At 66.4% G+C, this 15,740-nt stretch carries 12 protein-coding genes and 1 pseudogene; 11 read left to right on the forward strand and 2 right to left on the reverse strand.

The annotated features are described in order from the left end of the window. The first annotated feature begins 43 nt into the window (after positions 1 to 43). The 4 genes from ACFTR6_RS16360 (at position 44) to dnaE (ending at position 5,920) form a co-directional block, all read left to right on the forward strand. Complete coding sequence (locus tag ACFTR6_RS16360; protein ID WP_076798022.1) at positions 44 to 736, forward strand: DivIVA domain-containing protein; 693 nt, start codon at positions 44 to 46, stop codon at positions 734 to 736. Positions 737 to 818: 82 nt separating this feature from the next. Next, positions 819 to 1,391, forward strand: a complete 573-nt coding sequence (gene lspA / locus ACFTR6_RS16365; RefSeq protein ID WP_076798021.1) for a signal peptidase II — start codon at positions 819 to 821, stop codon at positions 1,389 to 1,391. Continuing rightward, a complete protein-coding gene (locus tag ACFTR6_RS16370; protein ID WP_076798020.1) occupies positions 1,384 to 2,310 on the forward strand; it encodes an RluA family pseudouridine synthase in 927 nt (308 codons plus the stop codon). The genes lspA and ACFTR6_RS16370 overlap by 8 nt, the downstream gene beginning before the upstream one ends. Positions 2,311 to 2,362: 52 nt before the next feature. Further along, positions 2,363 to 5,920, forward strand: a complete 3,558-nt coding sequence (gene dnaE, locus ACFTR6_RS16375) for a DNA polymerase III subunit alpha (RefSeq protein ID WP_377958641.1) — start codon at positions 2,363 to 2,365, stop codon at positions 5,918 to 5,920. 30 nt (positions 5,921 to 5,950) lie between these two features. Here dnaE and ACFTR6_RS16380 read toward each other — a convergent pair whose 3' ends face one another. Beyond that, complete coding sequence (locus tag ACFTR6_RS16380; RefSeq protein WP_377958642.1) at positions 5,951 to 6,475, reverse strand: flavin reductase family protein; 525 nt, start codon at positions 6,473 to 6,475, stop codon at positions 5,951 to 5,953. A 127-nt stretch (positions 6,476 to 6,602) separates the two neighbouring features. Between ACFTR6_RS16380 and ACFTR6_RS16385 the strand changes: the two genes are divergently transcribed. From ACFTR6_RS16385 to ACFTR6_RS16415, 7 genes and pseudogenes are all read left to right on the forward strand, one after another. Next, positions 6,603 to 7,160: a hypothetical protein gene (locus ACFTR6_RS16385; RefSeq protein ID WP_377958643.1), complete on the forward strand. Its 558-nt coding sequence runs from the start codon at positions 6,603 to 6,605 to the stop codon at positions 7,158 to 7,160. A gap of 77 nt (positions 7,161 to 7,237) precedes the next feature. Further along, positions 7,238 to 8,632, forward strand: a complete 1,395-nt coding sequence (gene hisD / locus ACFTR6_RS16390) for a histidinol dehydrogenase (RefSeq protein WP_377958644.1) — start codon at positions 7,238 to 7,240, stop codon at positions 8,630 to 8,632. A gap of 125 nt (positions 8,633 to 8,757) precedes the next feature. After that, a pseudogene (nrdR, locus tag ACFTR6_RS16395) lies at positions 8,758 to 9,249 on the forward strand (transcriptional regulator NrdR); the annotation flags it as partial. A 465-nt stretch (positions 9,250 to 9,714) separates the two neighbouring features. Further along, the gene (locus ACFTR6_RS16400) at positions 9,715 to 11,136 is read left to right on the forward strand and encodes an extracellular solute-binding protein (RefSeq protein WP_377958645.1); all 1,422 of its coding nucleotides are present in this window, start codon (positions 9,715 to 9,717) and stop codon (positions 11,134 to 11,136) included. Further along, positions 11,133 to 12,131, forward strand: a complete 999-nt coding sequence (locus ACFTR6_RS16405; RefSeq protein WP_377958646.1) for a carbohydrate ABC transporter permease — start codon at positions 11,133 to 11,135, stop codon at positions 12,129 to 12,131. The genes ACFTR6_RS16400 and ACFTR6_RS16405 overlap by 4 nt, the downstream gene beginning before the upstream one ends. Before the next feature lie 8 nt (positions 12,132 to 12,139). Further along, on the forward strand, positions 12,140 to 13,042 hold the full coding sequence (locus ACFTR6_RS16410) for a carbohydrate ABC transporter permease (protein WP_076798012.1): 903 nt from the start codon (positions 12,140 to 12,142) through the stop codon (positions 13,040 to 13,042). A 32-nt stretch (positions 13,043 to 13,074) separates the two neighbouring features. Continuing rightward, a complete protein-coding gene (locus ACFTR6_RS16415; RefSeq protein WP_377958647.1) occupies positions 13,075 to 14,496 on the forward strand; it encodes a glycoside hydrolase family 32 protein in 1,422 nt (473 codons plus the stop codon). A 73-nt stretch (positions 14,497 to 14,569) separates the two neighbouring features. On the opposite strand, the gene ACFTR6_RS16420 is transcribed toward ACFTR6_RS16415, so the two are convergent. Further along, positions 14,570 to 15,655, reverse strand: a complete 1,086-nt coding sequence (locus ACFTR6_RS16420; RefSeq protein ID WP_076798010.1) for a LacI family DNA-binding transcriptional regulator — start codon at positions 15,653 to 15,655, stop codon at positions 14,570 to 14,572. Positions 15,656 to 15,740 lie beyond the last annotated feature (85 nt).

Here is a 15,740-nt window from a genome sequence, read left to right on the forward strand (position 1 = left end):
GGCCGGAAGGCCTCCTGACGAACTAGACCAACGAGGTGACCAGATGGCTTTGACGCCAGAAGACGTTGTCAACAAGCGCTTTCAGCCGACCAAGTTCCGCGAAGGCTATGACCAGGACGAAGTTGACGACTTCCTGGACGAGATCGTCGTCGAACTGCGGCGCCTGAACCAGGAGAACGAAGAACTTCGCAAGAAGCTCGCCGAAGTCGGCTCCGGATCGCCGGCAGCCACCTCCGCCGTCGCCCCCGTCGTCGAGAAGGTCCCCACGCCGTCCAAGGCCGAAAAGGACGAAGCACGCGCGAAGGCAGAAGCCGAGGCCAAGGCCGCCGAAGCTGCCAAGAAGAAGGAAACCGAGCAGGCAGCGCCCGTCGCAGCCCAGGCACCCGTCACCAGCACCAACGTCTCCGAGTCCGCTGCCGGCCTGCTGGCCATGGCGCAGCAGATGCACGACCGCCACGTTGCCGAGGGCCAGCAGCAGCGCGACAAGATCATCGCCGAGGCGCAGATTGAAGCCAGCAGCCTGGTCAACGACGCGCAGGAGAAGTCCCGCAAGATTCTGGGGGCACTGGAGCAGCAGCGTTCGGTCCTCGAGCGCAAGGTTGAGCAGCTGCGCGGCTTCGAACGCGACTACCGCTCACGCCTGAAGGCCTACATCGAAGGCCAGCTGCGCGACCTCGACGCCCGCGGTTCCGTTGCCGCCCCTGAGGTTGGCGAAAGCAGCAGCGCCGCCGTTTAGCACGTATTCTGAAGGCCGGTGGCTGAGGATTCCTCGGCCACCGGCCTTTGCCATTAACGACGGTCCCCCGAATGAAAGCACCATGACTGACGACCTTGCCGCTGACGCAGCGCATCCAGCCTCATCATCTCCCCGGCCCCGGCGCGGCGTCCTGCTGTCCCTGTTCGCGGGGCTGGCAGTGTTCGCCTACGTCTTCGACCAGCTCACCAAGCTGTGGGTGACCAGCACCATGGTGGAGGGCGAACGGATCCCGGTTCTGCCCCCGCTGCTGCACTGGTACTACATCAGGAACTCGGGCGCTGCCTTCTCGATTGGCGAGAACGTGACCTGGGTTTTCACGATCATCATGGTGGTGGTCGCCGTCGCCATCCTGTTCCAGCTGCGCAAACTCGGGTCCGTGTGGTGGGCGCTGGCGCTTGGGCTGTTGTTCGGCGGCGCCCTGGGAAACCTGACGGACCGGCTGTTCCGGGAGCCGTCGTTCGGAATGGGACACGTGGTGGACTTCATCCAGCTGCCCAACTTTGCCATCTTCAATATCGCCGACTCGGCCGTTGTGTCGTCGGTGGTCATCATCTGCCTCCTGACGCTGCGGGGGATCGCGCTGGACGGATCCCACCACAGCGTCGCCAAGCGGGAAGGCGGCGACAATGTCTGAGCGGGTCGTGGTCCCCGAGGAGCTGGACGGCAGCCGGGTCGACGCCGGGCTGGCCAAGCTGATGGGCATGTCGCGGTCATCCGCGGCCACCCTGATCGCCGAAGGCAATGTCACCAGCGGCGGGAAACCGGTGGGCAAGTCAGCCAAGCTCGCATCCGGAACAGTGCTGGACATCACGGTCCCTGAGCGCCGGGATCCCCTTGAAGTCGTGGAGGAAGTTGTGGAAGGCCTGAAGATCCTGCTGGATGACGACGACTTTGTGGTGGTCGACAAGCCGGTGGGGGTCGCGGCGCACCCCTCGCCGGGCTGGGTGGGCCCGACTGTGGTCGGCGGACTGGCCGGCGCGGGCTATCGCATCTCCACATCCGGCGCCCCGGAGCGTGCAGGCATTGTCCACCGCCTCGACGTCGGGACCTCAGGCGTGATGGTGGTGGCCAAGACGGAGCCCGCCTACACCGCCCTCAAGCGGGCGTTCAAGGAACGCACCGTGGACAAGGTCTACCACACTGTGGTCCAGGGCCTGCCGGATCCCCTGCAGGGCACCATCGACGCGCCGATCGGCCGCCATCCCGGCCACGACTGGCGTTTCGCCGTCATCGAGGACGGCCGGCCGTCGGTGACCCACTATGAGGTCCTCGAGGCGTTCGGCAAGGCAACCCTGGTGGAGGTGCATCTGGAGACCGGCAGGACCCACCAGATCCGGGTCCATTTCGCTGCCCTCCGCCATCCCTGTGCCGGCGACCTCACTTACGGGGCCGATCCGCGGCTCGCCGCCACCCTGGGGCTCACCCGGCAGTGGCTGCACGCCCGTGAACTGGGCTTTGACCACCCGCGCACCGGGGAGCGCATCACCGTGACCAGCGAGTACCCCGAGGACCTCGCCTATGCGCTGGAAGTCCTGGGGTCCGGCAAGGCCTGAGCCTGCGGCACGCCGGCATTAATTGTCAGGGGGTCGGCACTAGAATGGTCCGGTGACTTCCAGCAATGACTCGTTTGTACATCTCCACACCCACACCGAGTACTCGATGCTGGACGGCGCCGCCCGGCTCGGGGAGCTGTTCGACGAAACCGAGCGGCTGGGAATGCCCGCGCTGGCGACCACCGACCACGGCTACCTCTTCGGTGCTTTCGACTTTTGGAAGAAGGCCACGGACAAGGGCATCAGGCCCATCATCGGCGTCGAAGCCTACGTAACGCCGGGGACCGCGCGCGGGGACAAGAGCCGCGTCCGCTGGGGTGATGAGAGCCAGCGGAAGGACGACGTCTCCGGCGGCGGCTCCTACACCCACATGACGCTGCTCAGCTACAACAACAAGGGCATGCGCAACCTGTTCCGGGCATCATCGATCGCCTCCCTGGATTCCGTCTTCGGCAAATGGCCACGCCTGGACCGCGAACTGCTGAACACCTACTCCGAGGGGCTCATCGCCACCACCGGATGCCCGTCCGGCGAGATCCAGACCCGGCTGCGGCTCGGCCAGTACCGCGAAGCGCTGGAGGCCGCGGCGGAGTTCCGGGACATCTTCGGCGCAGAGAATTACTTCTGCGAGCTGATGGACCACGGGCTGGACATCGAACGCCGTGTCACCGGCGACCTGCTGCGGCTGGCCAAGGAACTGAACCTTCCGCTCGTTGCCACCAACGACCTCCACTACACGCACGAACACGACGCCAAGGCGCACGAGGCCCTGCTGGCCATCCAGTCCGGCTCGACCCTGCTGGAGCCGACCTATGACAACGGCGGTTCCCGTTTCGCGTTTTCCGGCAGCGGCTATTACCTGAAGTCCCCGCAGGAAATGCGTGAACTGTTCCGCGACCACCCGGAAGCGTGCGACAACACGCTGCTGATCGCCGAGCGGTGCGAGGTGTCCTTCAATACCGGCGCCAACTACATGCCCCGGTTCCCCTGCCCGGAGGGTGAGGACGAAACGTCCTGGCTGGTCAAGGAAGTGGACAAGGGACTCCACTACCGCTACCCCAAGGGCATCCCGGACAACGTCCGCAAGCAGGCAGACTACGAGCTTGGCGTCATCACGTCCATGGGGTTCCCCGGCTACTTCCTTGTGGTGGCCGACTTCATCAACTGGGCCAAGAACAACGGCATCCGCGTGGGCCCGGGACGCGGCTCCGGTGCAGGCTCCATGGTGGCCTATGCCATGCGTATCACCGACCTTGACCCGCTGCAGCACGGCCTGATCTTCGAGCGCTTCCTCAATCCGGACCGCGTCTCCATGCCTGACTTCGACGTCGACTTCGATGACCGGCGCCGCCCTGAGGTCATCGACTATGTGACCCGCAAGTACGGCGACGAGCGCGTGGCCATGATCGTCACCTACGGCACCATCAAGACCAAGCAGGCGCTGAAGGACTCCTCCCGCGTGCTCGGCTATCCCTTCAGCATGGGCGAGCAGCTGACCAAGGCACTGCCGCCTGCCGTGATGGCCAAGGATATTCCGCTCGCCGACATCCAGAACAAGGATGCCAAGCGCTACAGCGAGGCAGGGGACTTCCGCCAGCTGATCAGCACCGATCCCGAAGCCGCCAAGGTTTTCGAAACCGCGCTGGGCATCGAGGGCCTGAAACGGCAATGGGGCGTTCACGCCGCCGGCGTGATCATGTCCTCGGACCCCATCATCGATGTCATTCCGATCATGCGCCGCTTCCAGGACGGCCAGGTCATCACGCAGTTCGATTACCCGACGTCCGAGGGCCTTGGCCTGATCAAGATGGACTTCCTGGGGCTGCGGAACCTCACGATCATTTCCGACGCCCTGGAAAACATCAAGATGAACCGCGGCATCGAGCTGGACCTCGAAACGCTGGAGCTGGATGACGCGGCCTCCTACGAGCTGCTGGCCCGGGGTGACACGCTGGGTGTGTTCCAGCTCGACGGCGGGCCCATGCGCTCCCTCCTGAAGCTCATGAAGCCTGACAACTTCGAGGACATTTCCGCGGTGCTGGCGCTGTACCGGCCCGGCCCCATGGGCGCCAACGCCCACACCGACTACGCGCTGCGCAAAAACGGGATCCAGGAGGTCGTGCCGATCCATCCGGAGCTGGCGGAGCCGCTGGAGGAGATCCTCGGCGGCACGTTCGGACTGATCGTGTACCAGGAACAGGTTATGGCCGTGGCGCAGAAACTCGCCGGCTACTCCCTGGGCCAGGCAGACATTCTGCGCCGCGCGATGGGCAAGAAGAAGAAATCCGAGCTGGACAAGCAGTTCGCCGGCTTCTCCCAGGGCATGCAGGACAACGGCTACTCCATGGAGGCCGTCAAGACCCTGTGGGACATCCTGCTGCCCTTCTCCGACTACGCCTTCAACAAGGCCCACTCCGCCGCGTACGGCGTGATTTCCTACTGGACGGCGTACCTGAAGGCGCACTACGCGCCGGAGTACATGGCCGCGCTGCTGACCTCGGTGGGCGACGACAAGGACAAGTCGGCGATCTACCTGAACGAATGCCGGCGCATGGGCATCACGGTGCTGCCGCCGGACGTCAACGAGTCGGCACTGAACTTCACCCCGGTCGGGGAGGACATCCGTTTCGGCATGGGCGCCATCCGCAACGTCGGCGTCAACGTCGTCGAGGCCATGGTGGCGGCACGGGAAAAGGAGGGCGCCTACACCTCCTTCAAGGACTACCTCATGAAGGTCCCGGCGGTGGTGTGCAACAAGCGCACCATTGAATCCCTGATCAAGGCCGGAGCCTTTGACTCGCTCGGCCACCACCGCCGCGCGCTGGCCATGGTCCACGAAGAAGCCATCGACTCCGTCATCACTCTCAAGCGCAACGAGGCCATCGGCCAGTTCGATCTCTTTGCCGGCTTCGATGAGGCCGAGTCCGAGTCATCGCTGAGTATCGAGATCCCCGACCTGCCGGAATGGGAGAAGAAGGACAAGCTCGCGTTTGAGCGCGACATGCTGGGCCTGTACGTCTCTGACCACCCGCTGCAGGGCCTGGAAGGCGTCCTGAGCCAGCACGCCGACCAGTCCATCACCTCGATCATCGCCGAGGACGGCCCGCACGACGGCGCCATCGTCACCATCGCGGGCATGATCACCTCCCTGAGCCGCCGGATCGCGAAGGCCAGCGGCAACGCCTACGCACGGGCGGAGATCGAGGACCTCGGCGGCTCCATGGAGGTCATGTTCTTCGGCCAGGTCTACGGCCCGATCGCCTCGGTTCTTGCCGAGGACCTGATCGTGGTGGTCAAGGGCCGGCTGCAGCGGCGCGATGACGGTGCCGTGACCCTGAACTGCATGGAGCTCTCCGTGCCGGACCTCAGCCAGGGCACCAACGGACCCCTGGTGATCACCATGCCCACGCACAAGGCCACCGAGGCCGTGGTCACGGAACTGGGGGACGTGCTGCGCAACCACCGGGGCAACTCCGAGGTGCGGGTGAACCTGCAGGGCGACAGCCGCATCGAGGTCATGGCACTTCCCGTGCACCTGCGGGTGAACCCGAACCCGTCGCTGTTCGGCGACCTCAAGGTGCTGCTGGGGCCGGCCTGCCTCGACGCTTAGGTAGCCCCGACGCCTAGGTAGCCCCGACGCTTAGATTTCGTAGTCGAGCGGAACCGGCTGGCCGTAGGTTCCCGAGTGGTACAGCAGCGGTGAGCCGTCCTCGCCGACCTGCCCTTCCACCACCTCGACCACCACGACCGCGTTGTTCTCGAAGGACAGGCGCATCTGGATCTTGCCTATCAGCCAGCCGGCAACGTCCTTGAGCACCGGCACGTCATGGGGTCCGTGGGCCCAGTGGTCGCCGGCGAAGCGTTCCTTGGTCCGGGCGAACCGGTCGGCCAGTTCCTGGTTCTCCAGCCCCAGCATGTGCACGCCGATGTAGGTGGTGTTGGCGACCGCCGGCCACGAGCTGGAACTGCGCGCCATGTTGAAGGTGAAGCGCGGCGGCTTGGCGGACAGCGAGGCAACTGAGGTTGCCGTGAAGCCGTAAGGGACGCCGTCGTAGTTCACGGTGATGATGGCAACGCCTGCTGCATGCCGGCGGAACATCTCTTTGAACGTGCCCTCGAAGGCGGCTTCATCTGACGTCACTGAAATCGATCTCCCTGCTTTCATCCGTGCCGGTTGTGCCTCTACTACAAGACTATTGGGCTTCCGGCCCGATGGGGCACACCGGCGGATGGCAGGCATGTGCCGCGGCCGCCGGCCAACATTTGCCGGCCACATTTGTTAACGTTTCTTCATGACCCACCCTGCACCCCCTCCGGTCCGTTCGTCCGACCTGGCCCGGGGCATCCGCCGGGGTACACGGCGGGACTGGCTATGGGTGTCGGGAATCATCGCGGCAGGCATTCCGGCCGGGCTCCTGTGGTGGCTCCTGGCCCCGGGCGGAAAGAACCTCATGTCGGGAAACGCGGCGCTGGCATCCGGAACCAACAGCCAGGGCTGGCTGCCCCGGGACCTGGTGCTGGCCGGACTGTTCGTGCTGGCTGGCTGCCTTGTGGCTGTGCTGTTGTCCGGCCGGCGCGACGGCGGAACGCGGCGGCTGCTGCTGCTCTCCGTTGCGGCAAGCGCCGCTGCAGCTGTCCTGGCATGGCAGACCGGCGTGCTGGCGGGCGGCTGGCTGGGCGGTCCGCAGGACACATCGGCCAACGCCAGTGTTGCCTTCTCGCTGCGGTCCCTGACTGTCCTCGTACTGTGGCCCGCGGCAGTCGCAGCCGGCTTCTTCGTCCTGCGCATCATCGGGCTCCTGCGCACCTCCGCGGACCACGACGCGGATGACGCCCGCACCTGGCAGTAACGGCCGCTGTAACTAACGGCCGCAACAAGGGCCGGCAACAGAATCAGGACCGGAGCGGCGGCGCGTAAAATGAACCGGTGACCACTTCTCCGGACAGCCCCACCAGCCCAGATTCGCAGGGACGCCAGAATATCCCCGCCGTCGACTTCCGCACCGTTGACCTGCGCGGCCGCAGCCTCAGCCTGGCCGAACTCCGCGAGGCGGTGCCCCGGGCCCGGCAGCAGACGGTCGCGGACGCCGAGCAGAAGGTCACGGACATCATCACGGCTGTCCGGCAGCGCGGCTTTGCCGCCCTTGCGGACTTCGCGCAGAAGTTCGACGGCGTGGAGCAGGCCCACCCGCGTGTTCCGGCCGAGGCGCTCCAGTCGGCCCTCGAAGGGCTTGATCCGGCCGTGCGTTCGGCGCTGGAAGAGTCCATCAGCCGCGCCCGGCGGTTCGCGGACGGGCAGCGCCCGGCCGACGTCGACATCTCCCTCGGCGACGGCGCGGTGGTGAGCCAGAAGTGGGTGCCGGTTAAACGCGTGGGACTCTACGTTCCCGGCGGCCTGGCGGTGTATCCGTCCTCCGTGATCATGAACGTCGTTCCGGCGCTGGCCGCAGGGGTGGAATCGATCGCGCTGGCGTCGCCGCCGCAGAAGGACTTTGGCGGTCTTCCGCACCCGACCATCCTGGCCGCCGCGGCGCTGCTGGGTATTGACGAGGTGTACGCCATCGGCGGGGCGCAGGCCATCGCCGCCTTCGCCTACGGTGTGCCCGGTGATGCCGGCGCCGCCGCGCTGGAACCGGTCGACGTCGTGACCGGGCCCGGGAACATCTTCGTGGCCACAGCAAAGCGCCTCGTCAAGGGCGTGGTGGGAATCGACTCCGAGGCAGGTACCACCGAAATCGCCATCCTTGCGGACTCCACGGCCCGTCCCTCCTTCGTTGCCGCCGACCTGATCAGCCAGGCCGAGCACGACCCGAAGGCTGCCTCGGTCCTGATCACGGATTCGCTCAAGCTCGCCTCGGACGTCCGTGAGGAGCTGGAACTGCAGGCGGCATCCACCAAGCACAGCGAGCGGGTCCGCGAGGCGCTGTCCGGTCCGCAGTCCGGCGTCGTGCTTGTCGACGACCTCGAGCAGGGCATCGCGGCGTGCGACGCGTACGCGGCCGAGCACCTGGAGATCATGACGGCGGACGCTCCCGCCGTGGCTGCGAGGATCCGCAACGCCGGTGCCATCTTTGTCGGCGACTACAGCCCGGTCAGCCTGGGTGACTACTGCGCCGGCTCCAACCACGTGCTTCCCACGAGCGGCACGGCGGCGTTTTCGTCCGGGCTGAACGTCACGACGTTCCTGCGCGCCATCCAGGTCATCAACTACTCGGAGGCTGCACTGGGGCAGGTCAGCGGGCACATCGTCAGCCTGTCCGGAGCGGAGGATCTCCCGGCGCACGGCGATGCGGTCACGGTCCGCTTCCAGGCTGGGCGCTGACCACTACATGTAGTGGTGACCCACTACATGTAGTAATTACAGGCTTGTTATTCGGCCATATGTAGCCGTAAAATGGTGCCGGAAGCGTCTGTTAAACAGCGGGGAAAGAACGGGGGAGGAACAACATGTACTGTCCGTTCTGCCGCAACCCTGACTCGCGCGTGGTGGACAGCCGGATGGCCGATGACGGCTCCGCTATCCGGCGCCGCCGGCAGTGCCCCGAGTGCGGGCGCCGTTTCACCACCGTGGAAACCACCAGCCTGTCCGTGATCAAGCGCTCCGGCGTCGGCGAACCCTTCAGCCGCAGCAAGGTCATCAACGGCGTGCGCAAGGCCTGCCAGGGAAGGCCCGTCAGCGAGGACGACCTCGCCATGCTCGCGCAGGAAGTCGAAGAGAACATCCGGGCCTCCGGTGCGGCGGAAATCGACGCCCACGAGGTTGGCCTGATCATCCTCGGTCCGCTGCAGAAGCTGGACAAGGTGGCGTACCTCCGCTTCGCCAGCGTCTATCAGGCGTTTGAATCGCTCGAGGACTTCGAATCAGCCATTGCGCTGCTCCGGCACGAGTCCGACGCCGAGGCCAAGGAGGCGGCAGCCCCCGGGGCCGGGGGCAAGGCGTCCGAGCCCGGGGACAAGGACTCCGCGGTCAGGAGCCCGGACGCCAAGAGCCCGGATGCGAAGACCCCGGACGCCAAGAACCCGGACGCCAAGCACGCCGACGCGAAGAGTACAGGCAAGAGCCCGGCAGCGAAGAACACCGCGAAGAGCACGCTCTAAAATCTCCGGTGGCGGCAGCGGAGGGGAAGCCGCAGCCGCCACCGGCTCCAGTGCAGACGCCGCAGGCGGCCGATGCGTAAGCACCAGAAGCACCCGACCGGGTCAAGGCCGGGTGCTTCTGCCTTATCGGCTCCTTTTGACGCTCCAGACTGCTAGGCATCCCCGTGCGGGCGTCCATCCTGGGATGCCGCCGGGCAGCAAATCCATAAATGCGGGCAGGACTCCCTGCACGTTCCCTTGTGATGCTTGACACGTGTTAGGTGACTCCTCTACAGTTCCTAACACGTGTTAGGAAGGAAAACGAACATGACCGGAGTTCCAAACGGGCACCTGCGGGAAATCACCCGCCGCACCGCCCTCGGTGCCCTTGGCGCGGGAATCATCGGAGCAACCGTGGCGTCGTGGCCCCGGCTCTCCGGCACCGACATTCCGGGCCGCGGAGACAACAGCCTCAGCATCGCCATTATGGGCACCGCCGCAGACGCCGCCGCCCGCCAGCGTGCCATCAACGCCTTCACCCGGCTCCACCCGGAGCTCAGGGTCAAGGTCCAGGCCATCCAGGCCGTGGACTGGAAAGACTTCTTCACCAAGATCCTCACCATGGTGGCCGCGGGAACTCCGCCGGACGTAGTGTACGTGGCCACCGAGGGCGCCCAGCTGTTCGCGGAAAAGCTTGCCCACCCGCTGGACGAATACATCCGTCGCGACGCCACGGACATGAAGGAGTTCTTCGATGACGTCCACCCCAGCCTGGTGGAAGCCTTCATGTACAAGGGCAGCCTCTACCAGCTCCCGATGGACTGGAACGCGGCCAACATGTACTACAACTCCGCCGCCTTTGCGCAGGCCGGACTGGAGCGGCCGGCGGACGACTGGACGCACCTGGACTTCCGCAACAGCCTCGCGGCCATGCGCAAGGCCCGGACCTCGGACTTCACGCCCTACTACTGGACCAACCGCCTCTTCGGGGGCGTGGTGCCGTGGCTCTACGCCAACGACACCAGCTTCCTCAAGGAGACCAGGTCGGCGGGCGGCGAGTGGCTCTGGGACGGCTTCTACGCCGACGACCCCTCACGCAGCCTCCGTTCCGGCGGCTACCAGTGGCTGGAACCCAATGCCGACGACGACCGCGTGTTTGAGTCCTTCGACTACCTCCGCGGGCTGGTCAAGGACGGCCTGGGCGTCCGCCCCGAGGAAGGCGGCGGCAGCTCCCTGGTGGGCCTGTTCGCCTCCAACCGGATCGGCACCACGCCCGCCGGCGGTTACTGGGTGCAGGGCCTGCACGAGGCAGGCATGGGCGCGAACGATTTCGACGTCCAGTTCTTCCCGCGCTGGAAGACCCAGCGCCACCAGTTCGGCACCGCCGGCTACGCCATCATGAAGACCGCAAAGGACAAGGATGCAGCCTGGGAATGGGTCAAGTTCAGCTCCAGCCGCGAGGCCATGGAACTGATCTTCCCCAACCCGATTACGACGCCGGCGCGCCGATCCATGGTCAACGAACAGCTGTACGCCGGCAAGGGGCCCGCCCACTGGAAGGTTTTCTACGACACCCTGGACCGTTTCCCGACCACCGGCCCCATCCCGGCACCGCCCCAGCAGGCCGCCGTCGAAACGGCCCTGATGAAAAACGTATCGCTCGCAGTCAGCGGGGACGAGCGGCAGCTCAAGCAGGCCCTCGCCTCCATGCAGCGCGACCTTGAACTTGCCCTGAGGAGGCAGTCATGAGCACCACCACGCCATCGCGGGAGCGGCCCAAGCGGGCCGTAAAGCGCAGGAGCACGACGGCGGCCGGTACTGAAGGCGCCGGCGGCGCCCCCGGCGCCCGCACCCCGCGCGGAAACAACGGCAGGCACAGCCAGCGCTGGCTGGCCTGGATCTTCCTGGCCCCCACCATCCTGGGCATGGGCATGTTCACGCTGATCCCCATCGTGGCCTCCGTGGTCCTGGCCTTCTTCCGGTGGGACATCATTTCGGCGCCCGCCTTTGTTGGCTTCGACAACTTCTCCGAAGTCGTCCAGGACCCCACCGTCCGCGTGTCATTCCTGAACACCATCGTTTTCGTGGTGGTGGCCGTGGCCCTCCAGCTGGGCCTCGCACTGGCGCTGGCGATCATGGTGCAGGAGAAGATGCCGGCGTGGCTGCGCGTGTTTTTCCGGTCCGCGTTCTTCTTTCCGCTGATCCTCTCCGCCGCGTCGGTGTCCATCTTCATGCGGTACCTCTTCAACGAACAGTTCGGCGTGGTCAACTGGTTCCTGTCCCTCGCGGGCATCCCCGCGGTGCCCTGGCTGACCACACCGGGCGGGTCCGCCGCCGTCGTGATCCTTGTTTACGTGTGGCAGAACTTCGGCTTCTCCTTCCTGCTGTTTATCGGCGGCCTGGCTTCCATTCCCGGCGAGACGTACGAAGCGGCCTCGATTGACGGCGCCACCGGCTGGCGCAAGCACCTCCACGTGACCCTGCCGCTGCTGAGCCCCACCACGCTGGTGGCTTCAGTGATGGCCATCATCAGCGCCCTGCAGTTGTTCGACCAGCCCTACGTCCTGACCCGCGGCGGCCCCGGCGACTCCACCCGGACCGCCGTCATGGTGATCTTCGAATCGGCTTTCCAGCGGCTCGAATTCGGCCAGGCGTCCGCGATTGGCGTGCTGCTCACGCTGATCATCATGGCCATCACAGCCGCACAGTTCCGGCTCAGCAAACGATTCGTCTTCTACCAGTAAGGCCAGCCATGACAACCACAACTGACCACGGCCTGGCCGGACATTCCCCCCGGCTGTCCGAAGGCCTCCCCGTAACGGCGCCCAGCCGGAAAAGGTTCAACTGGAGCTTCGCCGTCCGGATCCTCCTGCTGGTGCTCGCGGCCGCCCTGACGCTGGGCCCGGTGCTGTGGACCCTGTCCACGTCGCTGCGTTCGCCGTCGGAATCCTTCAGGCTGCCGCCGTCGTTCATCCCCTGGAACCCGGACTTCACCTCATACGGGGAGGTCTTCCAGCAGCTGAACATCGTCCTCCTCGTCCTCAACAGTGCCCTGGTGACCGGGCTGATCGCAGTCGGCCAGATGATTTCCGCAGCGCTGGCGGGGTACGCGTTCGCCCACCTGAAGTTCCGCGGCCGCGGGGCGCTGTTCTCGATCGTGCTGGCCACCATGATGGTGCCCGTGCAGGTGACGATTGTGCCCGTCTTCATGCTCATCCGAGGCATGGGCCTGTCGGACACGCTGCTCGCCCTGATCCTGCCGGCCATTCCGACGGCGTTCGGCACCTTCCTGATGCGCCAGTACTTCATGGGCCTCCCGGCCGAACTTGCCGAGGCGGCGTCGATTGACGGAGCCAGCCCCTGGCGCACCTTCCGCTCGGTGTATGCGCCGCTGGCGCTGCCCGGCATGGCGATCGTGGGAATCCTCGCCTTCAATTTCCACTGGAACGAGTTCTTCCGCCCGCTCATCCTCACCATTTCCGAACAGAACTTCACCCTCCCGCTGGGACTCGTCTCGCTCCAGGGCAATCTCGGCACCGGCAGCATCTCAGTGGTGCTCGCAGGCGTGGTCCTGTCCATGATTCCTGCGCTGGTGGTCTTCATCTTCGGCCAGCGTGCACTGCAGGACGGCCTCACGGCCGGCACCGGCAAATAGCCCCAATTCCTTCAAGCCCGAAAGGCCCCGCCATGCCCTCCCCGGACCTCGCCGCCGTTCACTTCAACACCGTTCACTCCAACACCGTTCACTTTGCCGATGTCGCCGCCACCCACCCCGACCCCGCCTTCCCCCGGTTCCACCCGCGCCCCGCACAGGGCTGGATCAACGACCCCAACGGCATCAGCTTCATCAACGGCCGGTACCACGTCTTCTTCCAGTACAACCCGGACTCGGCCCGGCACCACAAGATCGCCTGGGGCCACGTGAGTTCGGCCGACCTGGTCCGCTGGGAGGAACACCCGGTCGCGCTCCGCCCGCAGGACGGCGGCCCGGACGAGTACGGCTGCTGGACAGGCGTGGTGACGGACGACGGCGGTGTTCCCACCGCAGCTTACTCCGGCGTCCGCAGCGACGGCGGCCACTCGCAGGTGGTCATCGCCCGCGGCTCGGAGGACCTGGTCCACTGGGAACAGACAGGGCATGTGGCGGCCACAATGCCGGTGGACGGGATGGTGACGGCGGTACGGGACCCGTTCATTTTCACGTTCAAGGGCAAGCGGTACGCCATCCAGGGCGCCGGGCTGGCCACGGGGCAGGCCGCACTGCTCCTGTACAGCGTGGAGGACATGTCCGACTGGAAGTACCAAGGCATCTGGCTGACCTCCGACCACCCGGTGGCCTCGGAGTTCACCCCGGCCGAGATATGGGAGTGCCCGCAGCTGGTGCGCGTGCCCGATGGCAGCTCCACAGAACCGGGCACCTGGGTGATGATGTTCTCGCTGTGGCTTTCCGGTGACGCGCACGAGCACGCCAACGGGGTGGGCCACCTGATCGGGTCGCTGACCGAGGACCCCGCGACTGGACTGCCCGTGTTCACGCCCCGGGCCGGCGGAAAGTCGGACCTTGGCCGCGACTTCTACGCTCCGCAGGTGGTGGCTCTGGAGGACCGGGCCCTGCTGTGGGGCTGGGCCAACGAGGGCCCGGGGCGCGACGGCCGGCGCGGCCGCAGCCAGGAGGACATCGATGCCGCCGGCTGGGCCGGGGTTTTGACGTTCCCCCGCGAGCTTTCCGTGGTGGATGGTTCCCTGGCCGTCAGCCCCGCCCCCGAGGTGAATGCCTACCGTGGAGCGCTGCGCGCCAGCCAGGCTTCGGGGACGGTGACACTGCCGGGCTTTGCCGAGGCCGTGGTGACGGCAGGTGCATTAGAGTCGCCGGACACCGCCGTCGAACTCCTGCTGGCCGGCAACGGCAACAGCCAGACCGTTTTCAGCGGGAACATCCGGCCGGGGGAGGAGCTGCGGGTGTTCGTGGATGCCTCGCTCGTGGAGGTTTACCGGGCCGGTTCCGTCGCGACGACGCTCCGGGCCTACCCGGCAGCGGGTGAGGAATGGCAGCTGCGCCTCCCCGCGGGAGCTGCGGCCGACGTCTGGGAACTCACGCAGCCCGCCTAGCCCGCCGGCCTGACCCGGCCGGGCCGGCCGGGCTGGGCCGGCCGGGCCGGCCGGGCTGGAGCGTCCGGCCAGGTCAGCGCCCGGCGGGGACCGGCCCGGTGGAGTCCCGCACCACCAGCTGGCAGGGAACCATGGTCTCGGTTGCGGAACTGGGGGCGGTAGCCGGCGCCCCGTCGTCGGGGTTCTCTCCGCCCGGGACGGACCCGACCTCGGCGAGCAGCGACGTCATGGCCGCCGCCCCCATCTCCCGAAGCGGCAGGGCCATGGTGCTGAGCGCCGGGACCATGGTCTTCGCAACACGGAATTCGTCGTCGTAGCCCATGACCGACACGTCCTGCGGGACACTCAGGCCCAGACGGTAGCAGGCCAGCACGACGCCGATGGCCAGGCGGTCGTTGGCGCACAGGATGGCGGTGGGCCGAGCCCCTGGCTCCGTGCCATCGAGGAGTTTCATGGCGCCGTGGAATCCGGCGTCGATGTCCCAGCCCACCTGGAGGACCCGGTCCTCATTAACAGGCATCCCGGCGCTGCTGAAGGCCTGACGGTAGCCCTCGATCCGGCGGGGCGCGGCAGGGGTCAGGGAGTCGCCGGCAAGGAAGGCGATGTCCCGGTGGCCAAGGCCCATGACGTGCCCGGCAGCTTCCCGGCCGCCGCGGACTTCGTCGGGGATCACCGCCGGCAGCCCGGCGTTCGGCCGGTCATCGAAGCAGTTGGCCAGGATCGACGGGACCCGGGCCATGTTCGGGGGCACATGCAGCGGGCGCAGGCCCACGGTCACGTACATCAGGCCGTCCACCTGGCGGTCCAGCAGGGTTTCGACGGCGCTTTCATCGCGGGACTCGTCCAGTTCCGTATCCATGACCACGGTGACAAAGCCGTGTTCCCGGGCGACGGCGTCCGCGCCGGCAATGATGTTGCCGTCGAACGGGCTGGTGACCACCTGGTCCGAGACGATTCCGATGATCCGCGACTGCTGGTTGCGCAGGCTCAGCGCGATCTTGTTGGGGGAGTAGTTGAGGGCAGCGGCCGCATCGCGGATCCGCTGCTGGCTTTCGAGCGCCACATTGCCGTTGCCGCGGCCGTTCAGCACCAGCGACACAGCGCTCCGCGAGACGCCTGCCAGCTTGGCGACGTCGAGGGCGGTGGCCTTGCGCTTCATGGGCTCATCCTTTGGTGTGTGAATATCACTGCCTGGCTGCAGTTTACCTAACTCGTGTGAGCTCTGTCCGCATTGTTGTGGGCTG

The sequence above is a fragment of the Arthrobacter sp. NPDC057009 genome (genome assembly GCF_042673905.1).
Taxonomy (GTDB): domain Bacteria; phylum Actinomycetota; class Actinomycetes; order Actinomycetales; family Micrococcaceae; genus Arthrobacter.

Excerpts from the sequence above, each read along its gene's own strand:
- ACFTR6_RS16360 (WP_076798022.1), top strand. The coding sequence starts at position 44 with ATGGCTTTGACGCCAGAAGACGTTGTCAACAAGCGCTTTCAGCCGACC.
- lspA (WP_076798021.1), top strand. The coding sequence starts at position 819 with ATGACTGACGACCTTGCCGCTGACGCAGCGCATCCAGCCTCATCATCT.
- ACFTR6_RS16370 (WP_076798020.1), top strand. The coding sequence starts at position 1,384 with ATGTCTGAGCGGGTCGTGGTCCCCGAGGAGCTGGACGGCAGCCGGGTC.
- ACFTR6_RS16380 (WP_377958642.1), bottom strand. The coding sequence starts at position 6,475 with ATGAAAGCAGGGAGATCGATTTCAGTGACGTCAGATGAAGCCGCCTTC.
- ACFTR6_RS16385 (WP_377958643.1), top strand. The coding sequence starts at position 6,603 with ATGACCCACCCTGCACCCCCTCCGGTCCGTTCGTCCGACCTGGCCCGG.
- ACFTR6_RS16400 (WP_377958645.1), top strand. The coding sequence starts at position 9,715 with ATGACCGGAGTTCCAAACGGGCACCTGCGGGAAATCACCCGCCGCACC.
- ACFTR6_RS16405 (WP_377958646.1), top strand. The coding sequence starts at position 11,133 with ATGAGCACCACCACGCCATCGCGGGAGCGGCCCAAGCGGGCCGTAAAG.
- ACFTR6_RS16410 (WP_076798012.1), top strand. The coding sequence starts at position 12,140 with ATGACAACCACAACTGACCACGGCCTGGCCGGACATTCCCCCCGGCTG.
- ACFTR6_RS16415 (WP_377958647.1), top strand. The coding sequence starts at position 13,075 with ATGCCCTCCCCGGACCTCGCCGCCGTTCACTTCAACACCGTTCACTCC.
- ACFTR6_RS16420 (WP_076798010.1), bottom strand. The coding sequence starts at position 15,655 with ATGAAGCGCAAGGCCACCGCCCTCGACGTCGCCAAGCTGGCAGGCGTC.